Raw genomic sequence first — 20,757 nt, 5'->3', positions numbered from 1 at the left:
GACGACCTTCGCGCTCTCGCGTCTTCACGTGAAACATGCGGGTTCGGCAGCTGGCACAGGGCCACCCGGTTCACGCGAAGACGCGAAAGCGCGAAAAGAAGAAGTGACGATGCTGAATCCGTCCGGCCCCGCCGGACGGGATCAAACCCTAGATCTTCTCGCCGCTCAGCCGCTGGCAGATCATGTCGAGCTGATCGAGCGAATGATAGGCCAGCGTCACCGTTCCGCTCTTGAGCTGATGCTGGATTCGCACTTTGAGGCCGAGCAGATCGCCCAGCTGGCGTTCGAGCGCTTCGATATCGGCGTCGCCACCCTTCTGGCCCGACGACGAGCTGCGCATGCCGCCGCCACCGCCGGGCTTCGCCTCACGCGCCAGGCTCTCGGTTTCGCGCACCGACAGGCCGCGGCGGATGACCTGCTCGGCCAGGCTTTCCGGATCGGGCGCGGTGATCAGCGCGCGGGCATGGCCCATCTGGAGCTGGCCGTCGGCCACCCAGTCGCGCACACGTGCCGGCAGGTCGAGCAGCCGCAGCAGATTCGCGATATGGCTGCGCGACTTGCTGACGAGCTTGCCGAGCGCCTCCTGGCTATGGCCGAATTCGGTGGCGAGCTTGCGATAGGCTTCCGCCTCTTCGATCGCATTGAGGTCCTCGCGCTGGATATTCTCGATCAGCGCGATTTCGAGCGCTTCGGAATCGTCGAAATCCCGAACGATTACCGGAACTTGATGGATATGGGCGCGCTGCGCCGCACGCCAGCGGCGTTCGCCGGCGACGATCTGGAAGCCGCTGCCATTGGGGCGCACGACGATGGGCTGGATCACACCGCGCTTGGCGATCGATCCGGCGAGCTCGTCGAGCGCGGCCTCATCGAAATGGCGGCGCGGCTGTTCGGGATGCGGCGCCAGATCGGACACCGCGACCATCTGGATGCCGGCGCGCGGTCCCATCCCGCCCGAGGATGCCGCAACCGGTTCCTCGCGCGCGACTTCACCGAGCAATGCGCTCAATCCACGACCGAGACCGCTCGGGCGGCGCTTCGGCGCGGCGGCGGCGGTCGCCGCATTGTCCGGCTGATCGTCGCTCATGCCGCCTTCGCCGCGCGCGGCAGCCGTCCGATCAGCTCGCGCGCCAAGGCGATATAGGCTTCGGAGCCAGCGCAGCGCATGTCGTAGATCAGCGCGGGCATACCATGGCTCGGTGCTTCGGACAGGCGGACATTGCGCGGGATCACCGTTTCGAACACGACCTTGCCCAGGCAGGCGCGGACGTCCTGCGCGACTTGCTCGGTCAGCTTGTTGCGGCGGTCATACATGGTCAGGGCCACGCCCAGGATCGACAGGTCTGGATTGAAGCGCGCGCGGATCCGTTCGACCGTGCTGAGCAGCTGGCTGAGCCCCTCGAGCGCGAAGAATTCGCATTGCAGCGGAACGAGCAGGGATCGCGCCGCGACCATCGCATTGATCGTGAGCAGACCGAGCGAGGGCGGGCAATCGATCAGGCAAATGTCCCAACGCCCGGGCGTCGCACCGTCGAGCGCCTGTTTGAGGCGGTCGGTCCGTTCCTCATAGGAGACCAGCTCGATCTCCGCACCCGACAGGTCGACGGTCGAGGCGATGATGTCGAGCTTGGGCACTTTGGTGTGGATGACCGCGTCATCGAGCGAGCAATCGCCGGTGAGCAATTCATAGGAGGAATTGACGCGCTCGGCCTGGTGCACGCCAAGCCCGGTCGAGGCATTGCCCTGCGGATCGAGGTCGATCAGCAGCACGCGCCATCCCGTCGCCGCAAGCGCGGTGGCGAGATTGATCGCCGACGTGGTCTTGCCCACCCCGCCCTTCTGGTTCGCAACCGCAATCCGGATCATCGGTTTCCCCGCCGCACGTTGCGCGCCACGATGATCGCTGAATCCGGATCGGTGACGCTCTGTTTCACGTGGAACACACCTTGCCACGTCCCCAGCGCGACTTCCAGTTCGGACTGCGCACTGCGCCCTTTTGGCAGCAACCAGACGGTCCCGGAACGGGAAAAGCGATGAGCGACGGTGAAAAGACGATCGAGCGGTGCAAAGGCGCGCGCGCTGATGACGGCCGCGGCGGTTCCGGACGGCAACACTTCCACCCGTCTTCCCTCGACGCTGATCTGCGACCCCCGCCCCATCGCGGCCGCCGCCGCCTCCAGGAACTCGACACGCTTGCGGCGCGATTCGATCAACATCACCGGCCGATCGGTGATGGCGGCAACGACGAGCCCCGGCAGACCCGCGCCCGATCCGAGATCGATCCAGCTGCCGTTCGGCGCCTCGCTCGCCAACGGAACGAGCTGCGCAGAGTCCACGATATGGCGTGCCCAGATATGATCACGCGTTGATTCGGCGATGAGATTCTGCCGGGTCGCCTCGTCGAGCAGGAGCGTCACATAGCGCTCGAGCACCGTCATTGTTTCACGTGGAACACCAAGCGTCGATGTCAGCCAGTGACGCGCCTCCTCCTCGGTCATGCGGCCTGACGCTTTGCCTGGACGAGGATTGCCGACAGGGCCGCCGGCGTGATGCCACGAATACGTGAAGCGGCGGCGAGCGTCGCCGGCCGCGCCGCCTCCAATCGCTCGGTCATCTCGTTCGAAAGTCCAGCGATCGCGCGATAGTCGAAATCGGGATCGATGCCGATATCCTCATTGGCGCGCAATGCCCGGATCTCCGCATCCTGCCGTGCCAGATAAGGCGCGTAGCGGGCATCTTCGGCAATCTCTTCGGCCAGGCCGGATTCGACATGGTCGAATGCCGGGGACAGGCGAGACACTTCAGCCACGCCGACCTGCGGAAAACGCATCCATTCGATCAGCGGACGGCGCGAACCATCGGCCGAGACCGGGATTCCCGCTTCGACGAGCAAGTTGGCTGAGACGACTTCGGACAAAGCCGCGACCACGCGCGCGCGGACATCTTCCCGATCGAGGAAATGACGCCGCCGTTCCGCACCGACACAGCCCGCCGCGATCGCGAACGGCGTCAGCCGGGTCGGTGCATTGTCGGCGCGCAGGCGCAAACGATATTCCGCGCGTGCGGTCAACATCCGATACGGCTCGGTCACGCCCTGCAGGACAAGGTCGTCGATCATCACGCCGATATAGCTCGTCGCCCGATCGAGGATCAGCGGCGCCTTGCCGGCGGCAAATGCTGCCGCGTTGAGTCCGGCGATCAGACCCTGCGCCGCCGCCTCTTCATAGCCGGTCGTACCATTGATCTGTCCGGCACAATAGAGTCCCGTCACGCCGCGCACCGCGAGAGTCGCCTCCAGCGCGCGCGGATCGATATGATCATATTCGACGGCATAGCCGGGCCGGACGATCTCGGCCCGTTCCAACCCCGCCATGCTGCGGATCATCCGATGCTGGACATCGACCGGCAGCGAGGTCGAAATCCCGTTGGGATAGACGAGCGCGTCGTCCAGCCCTTCGGGTTCCAGAAAGACCTGGTGACCGTCACGATCACCGAAGCGAACCACCTTGTCCTCGATCGACGGACAATAGCGTGGACCAAGCGCATCGATCGCACCGGTATAGAGCGGCGATCGATCGAGCCCGCCCCGGATGATCGCATGGGTCTCGGCATTGGTGCGCGTGATCGCGCAGAAAAGCTGCGGTGCCGGCCGGCGCGATTCGAGTGCCGACATCGTCCAGCAGCCATCATCCGACGGCTGTTCCTCGAGCACGGCCCAATCGATCGTCCGCCCGTCCAGCCGTGGCGGCGTACCCGTCTTCAACCGTGCCATCGGCAAGTTCAGCGCGCGAAGCTGATCGCCGAGCCGCTGCGCGGCCGCCTCCCCCACCCGGCCGCCGACGCTGATATCGGCACCGCAGAACATCCGTGCGTTGAGGAATGTGCCCGTGGCCAGCACCACGGCAGCGGCGCGCAACGTGTCGCCATTGCCGAGTTCGAGCCCGGCGACGCGCGACGCACCATCGAAGACCAGCGCGCTCGCTTCACCCTCGACAATCTCGAGATTGTCCTGGCCGGCGAGAAGATCGTGGATTGCCTGCTTGTAACGACGACGATCGGCCTGGACACGAGGGCCCTGCACCGCCGTGCCCTTGCTCGCATTGAGCATCCGGTAATGGATCGCCGCATGATCGGCGGCGCGTGCGATCAGCCCGTCAAAGGCATCGACTTCACGGACGAGATGCCCCTTGCCCAGCCCGCCGATCGCCGGGTTGCACGACATGGCACCGATGGTCTCGCGCGCGAAGCTGACCAGTGCGGTGCGCGCACCCGTCCGCGCTGCCGCAGCCGCGGCTTCGCATCCGGCATGTCCGCCGCCCACCACAATGATGTCGAAATCGCGCGCCATGGCTGGGACTGCGCTACGGGATGCCCCGATCCAAGTCAAAATGTTCCACGTGGAACAGCCTCACTTGCCGATGCAGAATCGCCCAAAAAGCGCGTCGAGCATCTGCTCCGTCCCCGCTCGCCCCGTCAGCCGATCGAGCGCCAGTCGCGCGAGCCGCAGCGATTCCGCGAACAGCAGAAGATCGTCGATTGGATCGAGCAGTGCCGACCGGCATTGCTCCAGTGCCTCGCGCTGTCGCCGATTGAGTGCGACATCACCGGGCCTTGGCAGCACCGCGTCGGCGCGTTTGATCAGCATGTCCACCAGGGCATCGAGCCCCGCGCCGGTCGCCGCCGATACCCGAATCCCGACAAAGCCCTGTTCCGCGTCGCGGCCCGGCAGGTCCGCGCGGGCATGGAGCCGGACGACCCGGACGGGATCGAGCGCGTCATCGGGCGCCTCATCGCCGAGCCACAATATGATGTCGCTTTCGGCGATCACCCCCCGCGCCCGCTCAATGCCGATCGCCTCGATCTCGTCGCCCGTCCCCACATGAAGTCCCGCCATATCGATCAGCAGGAACGGACGTCCAGCCAGCGCCAGCGGAACCTCGATCACGTCGCGCGTCGTGCCCGCGCGCGGCGAAACGATCGCCGCCTCCCGCCCCGCCAGGGCATTGAGCAATGTCGACTTGCCGGCATTGGGCGGCCCGGCCAGCGCCACGCGTACCCCTTCGCGCAATCGCTCCGCCGTCGGACGCGCCAGCCATCCGCCGATCTCGCCGGCCAGCGTTTCGATCTCGTGCTGAAGTCGTCCCTCTTCCGGTCCGACGACATCATCCTCGTCCGCAAAGTCCAGCAATGCCTCGACCTGTGCCGAGATCGCCAGCAACCGATCCTGCCATCTGCCCACCTGCGCGCTCAACACCCCGCCCGCCACCGCGAGCGCGCTGCGCCGCTGCAACTCGGTCTCGGCGAACAGCAGGTCAGACAGTCCCTCCGCCTCCGCCAGGTCGATCCGGCCATTTTCGAATGCGCGACGCGTGAAGTCGCCCGGTCCCGCCGGGACCAGTCCGTCGATCATGGCCAGCGCCGACAATGTCCGCGCAACGACGGCACGGCCGCCATGCAGGTGAAGCTCGACCAGATCCTCGCCGGTCGCACTGCCGGGGCCCGGGAACCACAGGATCAATGCACGGTCGAGCGCGTCGCCATCGGCCGGATCGGTCAGCGTCGCGAGCGTCGCGCGGCGCGGTTGCGGCAAGCGCCCGGCCAATGCGGTCAGTGCCGCGCCGGCCCCGGTCCCGCTGATCCGTATGACGGCGAGCGCGGCCGGGGGGCCGCCGCTCGAAAGCGCGTAGATGGTGGTCATCGACTCAGGACGAGGACGAGCCGCCCCCGACCTGATCGAACATCTTGCGCCACATGTTCATGCCCGCCTCGCCCATCGGCGCCCAGCTCCGCATCAGCCCTTCCATCATCTCTGGACTGACGCCCTTGTCCATCGATTCCAGTATGTTGGAGACGTATTTCTCATGCACAGGGGTGAAATCCGGCAAGCCCATGAAACGCCGCGCCTCTTCGGGCGTGCAATCGACTTCGACATTGATCTTCATTGCGTGCGTCTCCCCTTGAGCAGTCCCAAGCGGCGCTGCTAGGCTCTTGTCGATGACTTATGCGCCCGACCATGCCCTGATCGCAACGCCCATCGGCATGGTCAGGATAAACGCCGATGGCGAAGTCGTCACACGCATCTCGATCGAGCCCGACACCGCCGATCCGGCGCAGGCCGCGAGCACGGCGCCTTTGCGCGAATGCGAAGCGCAGCTTCACGCCTATTTCACGGGAAAGCTGCGCGCTTTCGATCTGCCGCTCGCGCCGTCGGCCAGCATACGTGGCGAAGCGCTGCGTGCCGGTATCGCCGCTGTCGGCTATGGCGACATGCTCAGCTATGGCGCGCTTGCCCGGCTGCTCGAGTCCGGCCCCCGCGCAATCGGTCAGGCCTGCGCACGCAACCCCTTCCCCATCGTCATCCCATGCCATCGCATCCTGGCTTCGGGCGGGCGGCTCGGCCCCTATTCGGGCGGCAAGGGGCCGGCGACCAAATTGTGGTTGCTCGACCACGAATCCCGTCACTCAGGAAAGGTACTCCCATGGCCGGCATGATCGCGATCGAAACGCTCGAAAGAGATGGCAGCTTCCAGGGCTATTGCGCGGAACCGGACGGCGAGGCGCGTGGCGCGATCGTCGTGATCCAGGAGATTTTCGGGGTGAATCCCGGGATCCGCAAGAAATGCGACGATTGGGCAAAGGCCGGCTATCTCGCCATCGCGCCCGATCTGTTCTGGCGGCTGAAGCCGGGTATCGAGCTCGATCCCGACGTGCCCGCCGAGTTCCAGGAAGCGCTGGGCTGGATGGGCAAGTTTGACCAGGTTCAGGGTATCGCGGACATCGAAGCGACAATCCACGTGGCGCGCGCGAAGAGCGGCGGCAAGAAGGTCGGCTGTGTCGGCTATTGCCTGGGCGGTCGGCTCGCCTTCATGACCGCCGCGCGCACCGATATCGATGCCTCGGTCGGCTATTATGGCGTCGGGATCGACGGGCTGCTCGGTGAGAAGCATGCCATCGCCCATCCCGTGCTGCTCCACATTCCGACCGCCGATCACTTCGTCGGCCCCGCCGCCCAGAAAGCCATGCATGACGGGCTCGACGATCATCCCAAGGTGACGATCCACGATTATGACGGTCTCGACCATGGTTTCGCCGCCGAGATGAGCAATCGCCGCGACGAGGCCGGCGCCCGGCTCGCCGACGAACGGACCGCTGCCTTCTTCGCGGAGACGCTGGGATGAGCACCGCCTGGAGACTGATCGTCCGCGAGCCCGGCGGCGTCGAGGCGATCGAACGCGAGACCATCGACCTGCCCTCCCCCGGGCCCGGCGAGCTGGGAATCCGCAACCAGGCGGTCGGGGTCAATTTCATCGACATCTATTACCGGACCGGCCTTTATCCAGCGCCGCCGCCCATATTGCTGGGCACGGAGGGTGCCGGCATCGTCGAGGCGGTCGGCGAAGGCGTCACCGGCTTCGCGCCGGGCGATCGAGTCGCCTATTTCGCGAAGCACGGCAGTTATGCGACCCATGTCGTCGCCGATGCGGTGCGCAGCTTTCCCCTGCCCGACGCGCTCGATGCCGAGACCGCGGCCGCGGCTTTGCTCAAGGGCCTCACCGCATGGTCTCTCGTCGAGCGTTGCGCACGCGTCGAACCCGGCCAGTCGGTGCTCGTCCATGCGGCCGCCGGCGGCGTCGGCTCGATCCTCATCCAGTGGCTCAAGGCGGTCGGCGCACATGTGATCGCGCATAGCGGCACCCCCGAAAAGGCCGCGCTCGCGACGCGGCTCGGCGCCGATGTCTCGCTTCACGGCGGTTTCGACACGCTTGCCGAGGCGGTCCGCGACGCCACGAACGGCCGCGGTGCCCATGCCGTGCTCGACGGCGTTGGCAAGGATAGCTGGGACGCATCGCTGGCTTCCGTCGCCAAGCGCGGGATCATCGTCAGCTATGGCAATGCCAGCGGCCCCGTTCCGCCGATCGCACCATTGGTGCTCGCGCGTGCCGGATCGGTCTTCCTCAACCGTCCGACCGTCTATGACTGGATCGAATTGCCCGCCGATCGCGCGCAGGGATGGCAGAGGCTCACTGAAATGCTCGCTTCGGGCGCGGTGAAGATCGAGATCGGCCAGCGTTATCCGCTTGCCGATGCGGCCGAAGCGCACAGGGCGCTTGAATCGCGCAAGACATTGGGTGCGACGGTGCTGCTACCCTGAGCTCTTATCCGGCCGGTTCGTCGACGCGCGTCCACAGCTGCGACTTGCAGCCGATCCGGCCGATCAGGCAGCCCGCGCCCTTGAGCGTGCGCGCATCCACCACCGTGATCGTGCCCGAAAAACTCTTGCCGATATCGGGCACGAACACCTTGCCGCGCCAGACGCCGTTCTTCTCCTGAACGAAGCCGCTGAAGAGCTGCGCGCCGACCAGTTCCTCGGTCCCGCCGCGCCGCGCATCGGCCTTTGCCTTGTCGCTCGCCCAGATCACCGTGCCGCACATCGTCCGCCCGCAGGGATGGGCACGGATATGGACGCTGTTGCTCGGATTGCGCCAGATTCCACGTGAGCGATCCGCCGGGGCGGCGTCCAGCTGTGCGGGCAGCATCGCAGCCGCAGCGAGCGCCAGCCGAAGCATCATGATCAAACCGTCTGCTCCGCCTTTCGGGATTCGGTCAGGATATCCCATGCCGCGATGAACAATGCGGCGATCACCGGTCCGATGATGAAGCCGCTGAATCCGAACACCTCGAGCCCGCCCAGGGTGGAGATCAGCACGATATAATCGGGCATGCGCGCATCGCGGCCCACCAGGATCGGGCGCAGGATATTGTCGACCATGCCGATGATGAACAGCCCGCAAAAGACGAGTACGATGCCCTGCCAGATCGCGCCCGTCGCCAGCAGGTATATCGCCACCGGCACCCACACCAGCCCGGTGCCGATCGCCGGGAGCAGCGACAGGAAACCCATCATCACACCCCAGATCAGTGCGCCCTGAATGCCGAGCAGGCCGAACACGATGCCACCGATCGTCCCCTGCAGGATCGCGACGATCACGCTGCCCTTGATGGTGGCGCGGATCACCGCGACGAACCGATCGGCCAGTGCAGCGCTCTGTTCCGGCCGCAGCGGCACCGCGGCATGGAGCCGCGCGACCAGGCCCTCGCCGTCGCGCAGCAGGAAGAAAAGCAGATAGAGCATCACGCCGAGCGCGACGAGAAAGCCGAAGGCGCTCTGGCCGATCAGGAAAGCCTGGGCGGCAAGCGACCGGAAGCTGCTGGTGATGCCCGCCGCGATCAGTTCACGCACCGCGCCGATATTGGTGAGCCCCAGGCGGCGCAGCATGCTGCGCGCCCAACCTGGTAGGATCTGCTGAATCTCCTGGAAATAGAGCGCGAAATCGATCTGCCCGGTGCGGATCTTCACATAGATGGCGGAAATTTCCTGGAGCAGGAAAATGCCGAGCAGGATCGCCGGCACGATGACCATCGCGATGATCACCAGCAACGTCAGCAGCGCCGCGATATTGCGCCGTCCGGAAAGCCGGCGCATCAATCGATGATAGAGCGGCGCGAATAGGATGGCGGCGACCAGCCCCCACAGGATCGCGCCGAAGAACGGCGCGACCACCCAGGCGAGCGCGATCGAGATCATGACGACCAGCGCCAGGAAAGTGCGATCCTCCAGCTTCGTCATGATACCCCCAACAGGCCGCAACGTTTTGCACTGCGGCTTTACGCGACGGCCGGATTCGACCGAACCGGCTCAATCTACAGCAAAGCGCGCGATCCGTGAATCGCGCGCTTTGCCCGAAAACCGAGAGGCTTCGCCCCGCGGAGCAGAATTAGAACAGGCTGATCAGCCCCACGCCCGGATCGACGATGCCGTCATAGATCATCTTGCCGGCGACATAGAGGATGACGAGCAGGCCGACATAGGCGATCCAGCGATAGCGCTCGATATATTTGGCGATGATGTTGGCGGCGATGCCCATCAGCACCACCGACAGCAGCAGCCCGATGATCAGGATGCCGGGATGCGCGCGCGCCGCACCGGCGACCGCGAGCACATTGTCGAGGCTCATCGAGACGTCGGCGAGCGCGACCGCCCAGGCCGCGGCCGCGAAGCTCTTGGCGGGGCGGACGCCCGAATGCTGGTCGCCGTGGATCTCGGGCGAATCGCCGCTGCCCGCGGGATGAAGCTCGCGATACATCTTCCATGCGACCCAGAGCAGCAGCACGCCGCCCGCGAAGATCAGGCCGATGATGCCGAGCAGCCAGCTCACCACCAATGCGAAGGCGATCCGCAGAACCAGAGCGGCGATGATACCGATCATGATGACGCGCTTGCGCTGCTCGGCCGGCAGTCCGGCGGCCAGCGCGCCGACGACGATGGCATTGTCGCCCGCCAGCACGATGTCGATCATCAACACCTGGACGAACGCGGCCATCTGTGCGGGATGCCCGATGTTCGAGAAATCGGCGACGATGTGGTGCCAGATATCGACCGGTGAACCGATCGAGCCGGCCGCCGCCGCCGAAAGTGCGAGAATATCGATCATCGTGCCCCCGAAACGCGCAGCTGGATTACTGGTTCATCGAATCGAAGAAGTCTTCGTTGGTCTTCGAATCCTTCATCTTGTCGAGCAGGAACTCCATCGCGTCGATGGTGCCCATCTGCATGAGGATCCGGCGCAGCACCCACATCTTGGAAAGCTTGCTCTTGTCGACCAGCAGCTCTTCCTTGCGGGTGCCGGACTTGCCGACATCGAGCGCCGGGAAGATGCGCTTGTCCGCCACCTTGCGGTCGAGCACGATCTCGGAATTGCCGGTGCCCTTGAATTCCTCGAAGATCACTTCGTCCATGCGGCTGCCGGTATCGATCAGCGCGGTGGCGATGATCGAGAGCGATCCGCCTTCCTCAATGTTGCGCGCGGCGCCGAAGAAGCGCTTCGGGCGCTGCAGCGCATTGGCGTCGACACCGCCGGTCAGCACCTTGCCGGAGCTGGGCACCACGGTGTTGTAGGCGCGGCCGAGACGCGTGATCGAATCGAGCAGGATCACGACGTCCTTCTTGTGCTCGACCAGGCGCTTCGCCTTTTCGATCACCATTTCGGCGACCTGGACGTGGCGCTGCGCGGGCTCGTCGAAGGTCGAGGAGATCACCTCGCCCTTCACCGAGCGCTGCATGTCGGTCACTTCCTCGGGCCGCTCGTCGATGAGCAGGACGATCAGGAAGACTTCAGGATGATTGTCGGTGATCGCCTTGGCGATGTTCTGGAGCAGCACGGTCTTGCCGACGCGCGGCGGCGCCACGATCAGGGCGCGCTGGCCCTTGCCCTGCGGCGAGACGATGTCGATCACGCGGGCCGACTTGTCCTTGACCGTCGGGTCGAGCGTATCGAGATTGAGCTTCTGCTCGGGATAGAGCGGCGTGAGATTGTCGAAATTGACGCGGTGACGCACGGCGTCGGGATCGTCGAAATTGACCGAGATGAGGCGGGTCAGCGCGAAATAGCGCTCGCCATCCTTGGGGCCGCGAATCTCGCCTTCCACGGTATCGCCGGTGCGCAGGCCGAATTTGCGGACCTGGTTGGGTGAGATGTAGATGTCGTCGGGGCCAGCCAGGTAATTGGCTTCGGGGCTGCGCAGGAAGCCGAAGCCGTCCTGGAGCACTTCGATCGTGCCCATGCCCATGATCTGGGTGCCGTTCTCGGCTTCGACCTTGAGGATGGCGAAGAGCAGGTCCTGCTTGCGCAATGTGGACGCGCCCTCGACACCGAGTTCCTCGGCCATTTCGACGAGTTCAGCGGGGGATTTCTTCTTGAGTTCTTTGAGATGCATGAATGGAGTCCGATTGGTATTCGGGTGATGGTTGGGATGTCCGTGTTGGCGGAACGGCTTTGAAGGGGAGTCGCTCGTGCACGGACGGCCGAGGACGAAATTCGCGGGAAGGGTTAAGCGGCGCTCCGGCTCAAGTCAAGCGACCAGCTTCGGAACGGCCGCCGGATTCGGAAAGGCCAGATTTTAGAACGGGCGGACAACCGCGAGGATGACGATGACCGCCGCGGCGATCCCCGGCACTTCGTTGAGCAGCCGCAATCTCCGTTCGGGAAGCGGGCGTTCGCCCTTGGCCAGCTTCTTCGCATAGCCGACCATCCATCCGTGATAGCCGCTGAGCGCGATGACCGCGAGGAGCTTCGCATGGAACCAGCCCTGCGAAAAGGCATCGGCATTGACCGCCAGGGTCAGCCCCAGCACCCACACGACGATCATCGAGGGATTGATGATGATCCGCCTCAGCCGCGTCTCACGTTCGATCCAGCGGGCATCCTCGGGCGATCCCGGTGCCGCTTCCTGATGATAGATGAAGAAGCGCGGGAGCATGAACATGCCCGCCATCCAGAAAATGACGAAGATGACATGCGCCGCTTTCACCCAGAGCGTCGCTGCCCCCAGGAAACCGGCCATTTCGCTCATCGCGTCGCGCCCCTCACGATCGCCAGGAGCTGCTCGACATGCGCGATGGGCGTGTCGGGCAGGATGCCGTGGCCGAGATTGAAGATATGGGGACGATCGGCGAAGGCGGCAAGGACCCGCCGCGCCGCACGCTCCAGTGTCTCGTCGCCCGCGATCAGCGCCAGCGGATCGAGATTGCCCTGAACGGGCAGGTCGGCGGGCAATGCCGCATGCGCCCATTCGGGATCGACCGTCTCGTCGAGACCGATCGCGTCGACCCGCGTCTCGCGCGCATAGGCGGCGAGCTTTCCGCCCGCGCCTTTCGGGAAACCGATGATCGGCGTGTCGGGATGACGCGCGCGCAACCCGTCGACGATCCGGACGGTCGGTGCGATCACCCAGCGCTCGAACTGTTCGGGCGACAGGCTGCCCGACCAGCTGTCGAACAGCTGGACCGCGTCGACCCCGGCTTCGATCTGCCGTGAGAGATAATCGACGGTCATGCCGGCGATCGCGTCGATGATCGCCTGGAACGCCTGGCTGTCGCGATAGGCATGGCGCCGCGTCTCGCCCTGCTCTCGACTGCCCTGCCCGGCGACCATATAGGTCGCCACCGTCCAGGGCGAACCGGCGAAACCGAGAAAGGTCGTTGCGGCGGGCAATGCCGCACGCACGCGGCGCACCGTCTCATAGACGGGATCGAGCCGGGTCGGCACCAGACTCAGCGTATCCAGCGCATGATCGACGAGCGGCGGCGACAGCCGGGGCCCCTCTCCCGCTTCGAAGCGCAGGTCCTGGCCCAGAGCATGCGGCACCATCAATATGTCGGAGAACAGGATCGCGCCGTCGAAGCCGAAGCGCCGGATCGGCTGGAGCGTGACTTCCGCCGCGGACTCGCTGTCATTCACCAGTTCGAGGAAACCGCCCTTGTCGGCGCGCAAGGCGCGATATTCGGGCAGATAGCGTCCGGCCTGGCGCATGAGCCAGACGGGAGGCACGGGTCGGCGCTCACCCTTGAGCACGGCGAGCAAGGGCCGGATTTCGGTCGGTTGGTCGCTCGGCACGGCTCTCTTCTTCTATCTAGAGTCTTAGAGAATAGGATGATGAATGATGTAGGGCGGCGGAGAGCGGGGCTTATCGCCTGTCCGCATCTTTGCCAACAGCTTGACTCGGGGAGGGTCGGGATTCGGCGCGGGAGTCGCAACCGTCATCCCCGTTTTCCACAGGGCGGCCGGTTCGGTCGATTGGCTGTTGAAAACCGGTGGATTGAATCCGCATCTCCGGGGATGAAAGGGACGATCGCGGCTTTCACTGGAAAAATCCCCACTTTATCCACAAGGATGTGCCGATGACCCGGTTGCACCTCCATCTCCTGTCCGATTCCACCGGCGAAACGCTGGAGAATATCGCCAAGGCGGCGCTTGCCCAGTTCGATGGCGTCGAGACGATCAAGCATTTCTGGCCGATGGTCCGTTCGGAGGGGCATCTCGATCGCATCCTGATCGATATCGCCCAGAATCCCGGGCTGGTCCTGTTCACGCTGGTCAATGTCGAAACCCGCCGCAAGCTCGAAGCACGCTGCCGCGCATTGGGACTGCCGATGGTCGCCGCACTCGATCCGGTGACCGATGCGCTGTCCAACCTGCTCGGCCAGGAAGCGAAGGCCCGGCCGGGGCGGCAGCATACGCTCGATGCCGCCTATTTCGCGCGGGTCGACGCGATCCAGTTCACCATCGCGCATGACGACGGCGTCGGCTGGGAGAATTGGGAGGAAGCGGACATCATCCTCGCCGGCGTCTCGCGCACGTCGAAGACGCCGACGTCGATCTATCTCGCCAATCGCGGATACAAGACCTCCAATATTCCGATCGTTCCCGAATCGCCGCCGCCTGAGACGCTCTATTCGCTGCGCCATCCGTTGGTCGTCGGGCTGACCACCAGCGCGGATCGGCTGATCCAGGTGCGGCGCAACCGGCTATTGTCGCTCAACCAGGCACCCGAGACCGCTTATGTCGATCAGGATGCGGTGACGCGCGAAGTCGCCTATGCGCGCCGCATCTTCGCGGACAATGGCTGGCCGGTGATCGACGTGACGCGTCGCTCGATCGAGGAGACCGCGGCCGCGATCATCAACCTCTATAATGAGCGTGCCGCCGGGCACGAACAGGCCTTATGACCTTGCTTCTCGCTTCGCAGAGCGCGGCACGGCGCGCCATGCTCCACGCCGCCGGGATCGATCATGACGCCATGGCGTCGGGGGTCGATGAAGAGGCGGCAAAAGCGGCGCTGAGGGCCGACGGGCTGTCGCCGCGCGACCTGGCCGATGCCTTGGCGGAACTGAAGGCGCTGCGCATCTCGAAGCGCGTGCCGGGCGCGATGGTGCTGGGCGGCGATCAGACGCTGGCGCTCGACGACGGCACGATGCTCGACAAGCCGGCGGATCGTGCCGCCGCCGCCGACCAGCTTCGCCTGCTGTCCGGACGCACCCACATCCTCCACAGCGCGGCGGTGATCGTCGAGGCCGGCCAGCCGGTCTGGCGCCATGTCGACCGGGCGAAGATGACGGTTCGCTCCTTGTCCGAAGCGTTCATCCAATCCTATCTCGATCTCGAATATGATCAGATCGCCGGCTGTGTCGGCGGCTATCGGATCGAGGGCCCCGGCGTGCAGCTGTTCGCGCGCGTCGAGGGAAGCCATTTCACCATATTGGGGCTGCCGCTGCTGCCGCTGCTCGACTATCTGCGGATCCGGGGAGTCATCGAATCTTGAGCGTGCCTTATGCGGAGGTGATCGGCGATCCGATCGCCCATTCCAAATCGCCGGTGATCCACGGCTTCTGGCTTGAGAAGCTCGGGATCGACGGCGCCTATCATGCCGCGCATGTAACGGCCGATGCGCTGCCCGGCTATTTCGAGAGCCGCCGTGCCGATCCGTTGTGGCGCGGCTGCAACGTCACGGTGCCGCACAAGCTCGCGGTGATGGATTTCGTTGCCGATCCCGGCGGCGTCCGCGACGGCATCGGGGCGATGAACACCATATTGCGAGCGCCCGACGGTGCGCTCAGCGGCACCAACACCGATGCCGGCGGCTTCTTCACGCCGCTGTCCGACGTTCCGCTTGCGGGCGCGCCGGTCACGGTGATCGGCGCGGGCGGTGCCGCGCGTGCGATCCTGTTCGCATTGTCGCGGATCGGTGCCGGTCCGGTCACCATCCTCAACCGCAACGTGCTGAAGGGCGCGGCTTTGCTCGCCGCGTTCGGGCTGAAGGGACAGGCGCTACCGCTCGATGCCGCGCTGCCGCCATCGGCGCTTATCGTCAATGCCAGCACGCTGGGCATGGCCGGGCTGCCGCCGCTCGCACCCGATTTGTCGACCCAGCCCGAGGACTGTGTCGTCTACGACATCGTCTACGCGCCGTTGCAGACCGGGCTGCTGGCCGCCGCCGAAGCGCGTGGGCTGGAAACCATCGACGGGCTGGAGATGCTGGTCGGTCAGGCAGCACTTGCTTTCGAACTGTTCTTCGGCGCCGCGGCGCCACGCGAACATGATGCGGAGCTGCGCGAGCGGCTGATCGCGTGATCATCGTCGGGCTCACCGGGTCGATCGGCATGGGCAAGTCGGCGGTCGCCGGGATGTTCCGATCGCTGGGCGTGCCGGTGTTCGATGCCGATGCCGCGGTGCACCGGCTCCAGGGGCCGGGCGGACGCCTGCTTGCCGCGATCGAGGTGCTGTTTCCCGGCACCACGGGCCCGGCCGGGATCGATCGCGCCGCGATCGGCAAGGCGGTGTTCGGCAATGCCCCGGCACTCGCCGCGCTCGAACGGATCGTCCATCCGGCCGTGGCGGCCGAACGCCGCATCTTTCTGCGCCGCCATCGCTCGCGGCCGATCGTCGTGCTCGACATTCCATTGCTGTTCGAAAAAGGCGGCGCCGATCTGGTCGATCTGGTCATCGTGGTGTCGGCGCCTGCCTGGATGCAGCGCCGCCGCGTGCTGAAACGGCCGGGAATGACACCGGAAAAATTTCGCCGGATCCTCAACTTGCAGACTCCCGACGCCGTCAAACGCCGCCGCGCCGACATTGTGATCGAAACCGGTACGACCCGACAGGAAACGCGTGCCGAAGTGGTGCATCTGGTCACTTGCATGCGCGCCAAACTGCGCCGATAATCCCGGGAATGCGCGAAATCGTCTTCGATACCGAGACAACCGGCCTCAGCCCTCAAAATGGCGACCGGCTGGTCGAGATCGGCTGTGTCGAACTGTTCAACAAGGTCGAGACCGGCCAGGTCTTCCACGCCTATTTCAACCCCGAGCGCTCGATGCCGAGCGAGGCGCAGGCGGTCCATGGGCTCTCCGAAACCTTTTTGTCGGACAAGCCGCTCTTTGCGCACAAGGCGGACGAACTGCTCGAATTCATCGCCGACAGCCCGATGATCGCGCACAATGCGCAGTTCGACTTTTCCTTCCTGAATCATGAGCTTGGCCTGTGCGCGCGGCCGATCGTCATGACCGATCGGATGATCGACACGCTGGCGATCGCGCGCGCGCGCCATCCCGGCGCCAAGCACAGCCTCGACGCGCTCTGCTCGCGCTACGGTATCGATCGCAGCCATCGGGTTCTGCACGGCGCACTGCTCGACGCCCAATTGCTCGCCCAGCTCTATGTCGAGCTGAGCGGCGGGCGGCAGATCGGCCTGATGCTCGCGGCGGAGGAAAAGACGCCGGCGAGCCGAATCGCCGAGTCGCGCGTTATCATCCAGGCGAACCGTCCGGTTCGTCCCCCCCGACCCCATAGCGCCAGCGCGGAGGAACTGGCGCGGCACGCCGAATTCGTGGCCCGGCTCACCGATCCTCTCTGGGGACAGGTCGGCCAGGCAGGTTGATCATCGCAGGGCGGCGCACCAGATGCGCCGACGCGAACAGCAAATGGAGAATGCCATGGATATCCGTGTTTCCGGTCATCAGGTCGACACCGGCGATGCGCTTCGCGCGCATGTCGAGGACCGTCTCGAGGGGATCGCGGACAAATATTTCTCGCGAGCGCTGTCCGCCACCGTCACCTTCGGCAAGGGACCGCATGATTACGGATTCCGCTGCGACATCGTCGCCCATGTCATGCAGGGCGTGATCCTGAAAGGCAGCGGCACCGCTCAGGAAGCGCATCCCGCCTTCGACGCCGCCGCCGAGCGGATCGAAACCCAGCTCCGCCGCTATATGCGCCGGCTGAAGGATCGCCACGGCGTCCAGCAGGCAGCGGCCAGCGCTGCGCTCAACGGGCTCAACGGCCATGACGCCGGCTATACCGTGTTCGACGCGGGCGAAGAGGCTCAGGAACCGACCGACAACCCGCCGATCATCGCCGAGACCCGGGTCGACGTGCCCGATGCCAGCGTTTCGGACGCGGTGATGATGCTCGATCTGCGCAACACCAATGCGCTGTTGTTCAAAAACAGTGGCACTGGCGCATATAATATGGTCTATCGCCGCGGCGATGGGACCATCGGCTGGGTCGAACCGCAGCGCGCCGCCTGAGTGTGGCGCCCTAAAGCCGTGATACACAAGGATTTTACCGGGGGCCAAAGGCGGGAGCATTTTCCGCCGAATCGGATTTGATATGAGCGATTTCAGCGATATTCTAACCCCCGGCGCAGTCGTTGCCGGCCTTTCGGTCTCGGCCAAGAAGCAATTGTTCCAGCAGCTCGCGGCCCTGGCGGAAAAAAATGGCGGTGTCGAAGCGCGCATCGTCGTCGAACGTCTGTCGGAACGCGAGCGGCTGGGCTCGACCGGCTTTGGCGGCGGCGTTGCGATCCCGCATGGCAAGATCGAGGGGCTCGAACGCGTCGTCGGCGTGTTCGCGCGCCTCGATCAGCCGATCGATTTCCAGGCGATCGACGATATGCCCGTCGATATCGTCTTCATGCTGCTGTCCCCGCCCGATGCGGGGGCCGAGCATCTCAAGGCGCTCGCACGCGTCAGCCGTGCGCTGCGCGATCGGCCCTTTCTCGCCAAGCTGCGTGGCGCCGGCTCGGACGACGCGCTCTACGCGCTGCTCGCCAGCGCCGAAGCACGCGATGCGGCCTGAGGCCGGGGAAGACGCGACGCGGGGCGAGGACGCCCATTTCAGGGCGCTCGAATCGCTGTACCGCAGCGCCCCGATCAACCTGCTCTTCAAATCGGAACTCGAGATTCCCGAGGCGGGAGTCGCGCGGATCCGTTTCGAGGTGGACGAGCGTGTCCATCATGCGGCCGGCGCGGCGCATGGCACCAGCTATTTCAAGATGCTGGACGATGCCGCCTTCTATGCCGCCAACAGCCTGGTCACCGACCATTTCCTGCTCACCACCGCGTTCAACCTGCTCTTCACCCGTCCGATCCACAATGGTCCGGTGATCGCGGAAGGGCGATGGATCAGCGGCAAGCGGCGCGTCTATGTCGCCGATGCGCGGCTGATCGATGCTGATGGTGAGGAAGCGGCGCGCGGCACCGGCACCTTCATGCGGTCGCGGATTCCGCTTGCGGGCCTGCCCGGCTATCGCGACGCGCAGCGGACGTGACGCCGCGCCTTACCAGCGCCATGCTGGTCAGCGCATTGGTCCGCCGCGTCCAGGCGGAGGGCGGCCATGCCGCGATACTCGCCAAGGGCGACGCCGGGGGCGGCGCGATCATCCTCGCCTGCGCCGAAAAGGGCCGGGTTTCCGCACTGCTGGAGCGGGTCCTCCATGTTCGCGGCCGCTATGTCTGGGCGCCGTGCGGACCGGCCGATCTGGCCGATTCCGTCGAAATCTCACAATATCTTGAGCGTCGTCGTGCACGAGACCCCGATATATGGGTCGTTGAACTGGATATCGCAGACGCTGAACGGTTCGCCGCTGAAACGATCGGCGCTGCTTGACTCTCCCCGGCCGGAATAACAGAGCCGCACGACTTCAATGCGCCAGACCGTCCTGCGGAGTGAATCGGCAAGAACGGTAGCGCAGTCGGGGGACAAATCGGGGGTGCGGTGTTTGGAGTAGACACCCCGACAGATGCGTCAACCGCACTATCGATTGTCTGATGAGTCCTGTTCTTCGTGCCGCCAGCTACGCGGTCATTACATTTTGTGCCGTGTCGGCCGCTGCTCAGGCAGTGCCTTCGTTCGCGACCGGCGCGACGTCGATCCCCGCGCCTGTTGCGGAGATCGTCCAGAACGATCCCCTGATCATCGACGCCAACGCCGGAACCGAGACCGAGGTTCCCGAGCAGCAGGCCGAGCCCCGCACGCTGAGCGCGCTGGTGGCCGCCGAGCAGTCGGATGACGATCTCACCGCCGAACAGGAATGCCTGGCCGGCGCCATCTATTTCGAAGCGCGCAGCGAATCGCTCGACGGCCAGCTCGCCGTCGCCGACGTGATCCTCAATCGCGCCGATTCGGGCCGTTTCGCCAGCACCGTGTGCGGCGTTGTCCACCAGCCCGGCCAATTCTCGTTCGTGCGCGGCGGACGCATGCCCGCGATCAACCGCGGCAGCCGCGACTGGCGCGAAGCGGTCGCGATCGCACGCATCGCCGAAAAGGACCGCTGGGAAAGCGCCGCCTCGGATGCGCTGTTCTTCCACGCCACCCATGTCTCGCCGCGCTGGAAGCTTCGCCGTGTCGCCACGGTCGGGAACCACGTCTTCTATCGCTAAAGCGATTTCCAGCTGGAGTTGATCTGGTTCGGATTGAACCGGATCGACCCTGAAACGATCGGGGGCCGCGTGCCCCCTTTCCATTTGTTCCTGTCTTGTTCTAAGGTGGCGGCATGAGTGTCGTCCGCCTGAACTGTGAGTCGAGCCATCCGCCGATCACCGCGGTCGATGTCGCGCGCGGCGTCGCGCGGCTGTTCCTCGCGCATGACATGGTCGCTTTGGTGGAAGTGCCGCTCGGCAATGGCCGGCGCGCGGACATCATGGCGCTCGACGCGGCGGGCCGGCTGACCATCGTCGAGATCAAGGTCGCGCGCGGCGATCTGCTCGGCGACATGAAATGGCCCGACTATCTCGACTATTGCGATCGCTTCTTCTGGGCGGTGCCGCCGGGATTCGACGCGTCGCCGCTCGATGGCGAATTCTTCCTGCCCGATCGCACCGGCGTGATCGTGGCGGATCGCTATGCCGGCGCCATCGTCCGCGAGGCGCGCTCGACGCCTCTCGCCGGCGCGCGCCGCAAGGCGGAGACATTGCGCTTCGCGCGCCGCGCCGCCGGGCGGCTGCTCGGCGTGCTCGATCCCGAGATCGCGATTCCCGAAGGGGCGTGAACCGCCGGGCGATCTCGCCTGAAACCGCCCGGCCAGACCTTGATCACTTCAGGCTGAAACAGCCTGAAGTGTGGATCAAGGTCTCAACCATAT

The 20,757-nt window shown here is 65.2% G+C and carries 26 protein-coding genes; 14 read left to right on the top strand and 12 right to left on the bottom strand.

The genetic code is table 11. The features are described 5' to 3' along the window. Positions 1 to 148 precede the first annotated feature (148 nt). From AC3WN8_RS17680 to AC3WN8_RS17655, 6 genes are read right to left on the bottom strand one after another with little or no spacing between them, the layout of a single operon-like run. Positions 149 to 1,087, bottom strand: coding sequence for a ParB/RepB/Spo0J family partition protein (locus tag AC3WN8_RS17680; RefSeq protein ID WP_492670779.1), 939 nt, complete (start codon positions 1,085 to 1,087; stop codon positions 149 to 151). Further along, entirely contained in the window at positions 1,084 to 1,866 is a 783-nt protein-coding gene (locus AC3WN8_RS17675; RefSeq protein ID WP_492670778.1) for a ParA family protein, read from the bottom strand. Before AC3WN8_RS17675 ends, AC3WN8_RS17680 begins: the two co-directional genes overlap by 4 nt. Further along, positions 1,863 to 2,498: a 16S rRNA (guanine(527)-N(7))-methyltransferase RsmG gene (gene rsmG, locus AC3WN8_RS17670; protein WP_492670777.1), complete on the bottom strand. Its 636-nt coding sequence runs from the start codon at positions 2,496 to 2,498 to the stop codon at positions 1,863 to 1,865. Before rsmG ends, AC3WN8_RS17675 begins: the two co-directional genes overlap by 4 nt. Next, positions 2,495 to 4,348: a tRNA uridine-5-carboxymethylaminomethyl(34) synthesis enzyme MnmG gene (gene mnmG, locus AC3WN8_RS17665; protein WP_492670776.1), complete on the bottom strand. Its 1,854-nt coding sequence runs from the start codon at positions 4,346 to 4,348 to the stop codon at positions 2,495 to 2,497. Before mnmG ends, rsmG begins: the two co-directional genes overlap by 4 nt. A 60-nt stretch (positions 4,349 to 4,408) precedes the next feature. After that, the gene (gene mnmE, locus AC3WN8_RS17660; RefSeq protein ID WP_492670775.1) at positions 4,409 to 5,698 is read right to left on the bottom strand and encodes a tRNA uridine-5-carboxymethylaminomethyl(34) synthesis GTPase MnmE; all 1,290 of its coding nucleotides are present in this window, start codon (positions 5,696 to 5,698) and stop codon (positions 4,409 to 4,411) included. Between the two features lie 4 nt (positions 5,699 to 5,702). Then, positions 5,703 to 5,942, bottom strand: a complete 240-nt coding sequence (locus AC3WN8_RS17655; RefSeq protein WP_492670774.1) for a DUF6489 family protein — start codon at positions 5,940 to 5,942, stop codon at positions 5,703 to 5,705. Positions 5,943 to 5,994: 52 nt separating this feature from the next. Between AC3WN8_RS17655 and AC3WN8_RS17650 the strand changes: the two genes are divergently transcribed. From AC3WN8_RS17650 to AC3WN8_RS17640, 3 genes are read left to right on the top strand one after another with little or no spacing between them, the layout of a single operon-like run. Further along, the gene (locus AC3WN8_RS17650; protein WP_492670773.1) at positions 5,995 to 6,492 is read left to right on the top strand and encodes a methylated-DNA--[protein]-cysteine S-methyltransferase; all 498 of its coding nucleotides are present in this window, start codon (positions 5,995 to 5,997) and stop codon (positions 6,490 to 6,492) included. Continuing rightward, complete coding sequence (locus AC3WN8_RS17645) at positions 6,480 to 7,178, top strand: dienelactone hydrolase family protein (RefSeq protein ID WP_492670772.1); 699 nt, start codon at positions 6,480 to 6,482, stop codon at positions 7,176 to 7,178. Before AC3WN8_RS17650 ends, AC3WN8_RS17645 begins: the two co-directional genes overlap by 13 nt. Continuing rightward, positions 7,175 to 8,152, top strand: a complete 978-nt coding sequence (locus AC3WN8_RS17640; protein WP_492670771.1) for a quinone oxidoreductase family protein — start codon at positions 7,175 to 7,177, stop codon at positions 8,150 to 8,152. Before AC3WN8_RS17645 ends, AC3WN8_RS17640 begins: the two co-directional genes overlap by 4 nt. Before the next feature lie 4 nt (positions 8,153 to 8,156). Here the strand turns inward: AC3WN8_RS17640 and AC3WN8_RS17635 are convergent, their stop codons facing one another. The 6 genes from AC3WN8_RS17635 to hemE form a co-directional block, all read right to left on the bottom strand. Then, complete coding sequence (locus AC3WN8_RS17635; protein ID WP_492670845.1) at positions 8,157 to 8,570, bottom strand: DUF2147 domain-containing protein; 414 nt, start codon at positions 8,568 to 8,570, stop codon at positions 8,157 to 8,159. 2 nt (positions 8,571 to 8,572) lie between these two features. Continuing rightward, complete coding sequence (locus tag AC3WN8_RS17630) at positions 8,573 to 9,628, bottom strand: AI-2E family transporter (RefSeq protein ID WP_492670770.1); 1,056 nt, start codon at positions 9,626 to 9,628, stop codon at positions 8,573 to 8,575. A 148-nt stretch (positions 9,629 to 9,776) separates the two neighbouring features. Continuing rightward, a complete protein-coding gene (locus AC3WN8_RS17625; protein WP_492670769.1) occupies positions 9,777 to 10,493 on the bottom strand; it encodes a TerC family protein in 717 nt (238 codons plus the stop codon). Positions 10,494 to 10,518: 25 nt separating this feature from the next. Next, positions 10,519 to 11,775, bottom strand: a complete 1,257-nt coding sequence (rho, locus tag AC3WN8_RS17620; RefSeq protein WP_489067036.1) for a transcription termination factor Rho — start codon at positions 11,773 to 11,775, stop codon at positions 10,519 to 10,521. A 183-nt stretch (positions 11,776 to 11,958) separates the two neighbouring features. Beyond that, entirely contained in the window at positions 11,959 to 12,411 is a 453-nt protein-coding gene (locus tag AC3WN8_RS17615; RefSeq protein ID WP_492670768.1) for a CopD family protein, read from the bottom strand. Next, positions 12,408 to 13,454, bottom strand: a complete 1,047-nt coding sequence (gene hemE, locus AC3WN8_RS17610) for a uroporphyrinogen decarboxylase (protein ID WP_492670767.1) — start codon at positions 13,452 to 13,454, stop codon at positions 12,408 to 12,410. The genes AC3WN8_RS17615 and hemE overlap by 4 nt, the downstream gene beginning before the upstream one ends. Positions 13,455 to 13,738: 284 nt before the next feature. Between hemE and AC3WN8_RS17605 the strand changes: the two genes are divergently transcribed. From AC3WN8_RS17605 to AC3WN8_RS17555, 11 genes are all read left to right on the top strand, one after another. Next, a complete protein-coding gene (locus AC3WN8_RS17605; protein ID WP_492670766.1) occupies positions 13,739 to 14,566 on the top strand; it encodes a pyruvate, water dikinase regulatory protein in 828 nt (275 codons plus the stop codon). Beyond that, a complete protein-coding gene (locus tag AC3WN8_RS17600; RefSeq protein WP_492670765.1) occupies positions 14,563 to 15,159 on the top strand; it encodes a Maf family protein in 597 nt (198 codons plus the stop codon). The genes AC3WN8_RS17605 and AC3WN8_RS17600 overlap by 4 nt, the downstream gene beginning before the upstream one ends. Before the next feature lie 2 nt (positions 15,160 to 15,161). Next, positions 15,162 to 15,968, top strand: coding sequence for a shikimate dehydrogenase family protein (locus AC3WN8_RS17595; RefSeq protein WP_492670844.1), 807 nt, complete (start codon positions 15,162 to 15,164; stop codon positions 15,966 to 15,968). Next, positions 15,965 to 16,558: a dephospho-CoA kinase gene (gene coaE / locus AC3WN8_RS17590; RefSeq protein ID WP_492670764.1), complete on the top strand. Its 594-nt coding sequence runs from the start codon at positions 15,965 to 15,967 to the stop codon at positions 16,556 to 16,558. Before AC3WN8_RS17595 ends, coaE begins: the two co-directional genes overlap by 4 nt. A gap of 8 nt (positions 16,559 to 16,566) precedes the next feature. Beyond that, positions 16,567 to 17,274, top strand: a complete 708-nt coding sequence (dnaQ, locus tag AC3WN8_RS17585; RefSeq protein WP_492670763.1) for a DNA polymerase III subunit epsilon — start codon at positions 16,567 to 16,569, stop codon at positions 17,272 to 17,274. Between the two features lie 55 nt (positions 17,275 to 17,329). Further along, entirely contained in the window at positions 17,330 to 17,923 is a 594-nt protein-coding gene (gene hpf / locus AC3WN8_RS17580; protein ID WP_492670762.1) for a ribosome hibernation-promoting factor, HPF/YfiA family, read from the top strand. An 82-nt stretch (positions 17,924 to 18,005) separates the two neighbouring features. Then, complete coding sequence (gene ptsN, locus AC3WN8_RS17575) at positions 18,006 to 18,473, top strand: PTS IIA-like nitrogen regulatory protein PtsN (RefSeq protein ID WP_492670761.1); 468 nt, start codon at positions 18,006 to 18,008, stop codon at positions 18,471 to 18,473. Further along, complete coding sequence (locus AC3WN8_RS17570; RefSeq protein WP_492670760.1) at positions 18,463 to 18,945, top strand: PaaI family thioesterase; 483 nt, start codon at positions 18,463 to 18,465, stop codon at positions 18,943 to 18,945. The genes ptsN and AC3WN8_RS17570 overlap by 11 nt, the downstream gene beginning before the upstream one ends. Continuing rightward, on the top strand, positions 18,942 to 19,283 hold the full coding sequence (locus AC3WN8_RS17565) for a DUF1491 family protein (RefSeq protein WP_492670759.1): 342 nt from the start codon (positions 18,942 to 18,944) through the stop codon (positions 19,281 to 19,283). Before AC3WN8_RS17570 ends, AC3WN8_RS17565 begins: the two co-directional genes overlap by 4 nt. A gap of 161 nt (positions 19,284 to 19,444) precedes the next feature. Continuing rightward, entirely contained in the window at positions 19,445 to 20,056 is a 612-nt protein-coding gene (locus tag AC3WN8_RS17560; RefSeq protein WP_492670758.1) for a cell wall hydrolase, read from the top strand. Positions 20,057 to 20,169: 113 nt separating this feature from the next. After that, positions 20,170 to 20,664: an MmcB family DNA repair protein gene (locus tag AC3WN8_RS17555; RefSeq protein ID WP_492670757.1), complete on the top strand. Its 495-nt coding sequence runs from the start codon at positions 20,170 to 20,172 to the stop codon at positions 20,662 to 20,664. Positions 20,665 to 20,757 lie beyond the last annotated feature (93 nt).

This window comes from Sphingobium sp. FW305-3-2-15-F-TSA7 (genome assembly GCF_058787155.1).
This window is presented reverse-complemented; position numbering and strand designations above follow the sequence as displayed.

What these genes read in the sequence shown, in the direction of transcription:
- AC3WN8_RS17650 (WP_492670773.1), top strand. Translation starts at nt 5,995, where the DNA reads ATGACTTATGCGCCCGACCATGCCCTGATCGCAACGCCCATCGGCATG.
- rho (WP_489067036.1), bottom strand. Translation starts at nt 11,775, where the DNA reads ATGCATCTCAAAGAACTCAAGAAGAAATCCCCCGCTGAACTCGTCGAA.
- AC3WN8_RS17625 (WP_492670769.1), bottom strand. Translation starts at nt 10,493, where the DNA reads ATGATCGATATTCTCGCACTTTCGGCGGCGGCGGCCGGCTCGATCGGT.
- AC3WN8_RS17630 (WP_492670770.1), bottom strand. Translation starts at nt 9,628, where the DNA reads ATGACGAAGCTGGAGGATCGCACTTTCCTGGCGCTGGTCGTCATGATC.
- AC3WN8_RS17680 (WP_492670779.1), bottom strand. Translation starts at nt 1,087, where the DNA reads ATGAGCGACGATCAGCCGGACAATGCGGCGACCGCCGCCGCCGCGCCG.
- AC3WN8_RS17675 (WP_492670778.1), bottom strand. Translation starts at nt 1,866, where the DNA reads ATGATCCGGATTGCGGTTGCGAACCAGAAGGGCGGGGTGGGCAAGACC.
- AC3WN8_RS17640 (WP_492670771.1), top strand. Translation starts at nt 7,175, where the DNA reads ATGAGCACCGCCTGGAGACTGATCGTCCGCGAGCCCGGCGGCGTCGAG.
- rsmG (WP_492670777.1), bottom strand. Translation starts at nt 2,498, where the DNA reads ATGACCGAGGAGGAGGCGCGTCACTGGCTGACATCGACGCTTGGTGTT.
- AC3WN8_RS17645 (WP_492670772.1), top strand. Translation starts at nt 6,480, where the DNA reads ATGGCCGGCATGATCGCGATCGAAACGCTCGAAAGAGATGGCAGCTTC.
- AC3WN8_RS17570 (WP_492670760.1), top strand. Translation starts at nt 18,463, where the DNA reads ATGCGGCCTGAGGCCGGGGAAGACGCGACGCGGGGCGAGGACGCCCAT.
- AC3WN8_RS17655 (WP_492670774.1), bottom strand. Translation starts at nt 5,942, where the DNA reads ATGAAGATCAATGTCGAAGTCGATTGCACGCCCGAAGAGGCGCGGCGT.
- AC3WN8_RS17635 (WP_492670845.1), bottom strand. Translation starts at nt 8,570, where the DNA reads ATGATGCTTCGGCTGGCGCTCGCTGCGGCTGCGATGCTGCCCGCACAG.
- AC3WN8_RS17560 (WP_492670758.1), top strand. Translation starts at nt 19,445, where the DNA reads ATGAGTCCTGTTCTTCGTGCCGCCAGCTACGCGGTCATTACATTTTGT.
- ptsN (WP_492670761.1), top strand. Translation starts at nt 18,006, where the DNA reads ATGAGCGATTTCAGCGATATTCTAACCCCCGGCGCAGTCGTTGCCGGC.
- dnaQ (WP_492670763.1), top strand. Translation starts at nt 16,567, where the DNA reads ATGCGCGAAATCGTCTTCGATACCGAGACAACCGGCCTCAGCCCTCAA.
- hpf (WP_492670762.1), top strand. Translation starts at nt 17,330, where the DNA reads ATGGATATCCGTGTTTCCGGTCATCAGGTCGACACCGGCGATGCGCTT.
- AC3WN8_RS17605 (WP_492670766.1), top strand. Translation starts at nt 13,739, where the DNA reads ATGACCCGGTTGCACCTCCATCTCCTGTCCGATTCCACCGGCGAAACG.
- mnmG (WP_492670776.1), bottom strand. Translation starts at nt 4,348, where the DNA reads ATGGCGCGCGATTTCGACATCATTGTGGTGGGCGGCGGACATGCCGGA.
- AC3WN8_RS17615 (WP_492670768.1), bottom strand. Translation starts at nt 12,411, where the DNA reads ATGAGCGAAATGGCCGGTTTCCTGGGGGCAGCGACGCTCTGGGTGAAA.
- mnmE (WP_492670775.1), bottom strand. Translation starts at nt 5,698, where the DNA reads ATGACCACCATCTACGCGCTTTCGAGCGGCGGCCCCCCGGCCGCGCTC.
- AC3WN8_RS17555 (WP_492670757.1), top strand. Translation starts at nt 20,170, where the DNA reads ATGAGTGTCGTCCGCCTGAACTGTGAGTCGAGCCATCCGCCGATCACC.
- AC3WN8_RS17600 (WP_492670765.1), top strand. Translation starts at nt 14,563, where the DNA reads ATGACCTTGCTTCTCGCTTCGCAGAGCGCGGCACGGCGCGCCATGCTC.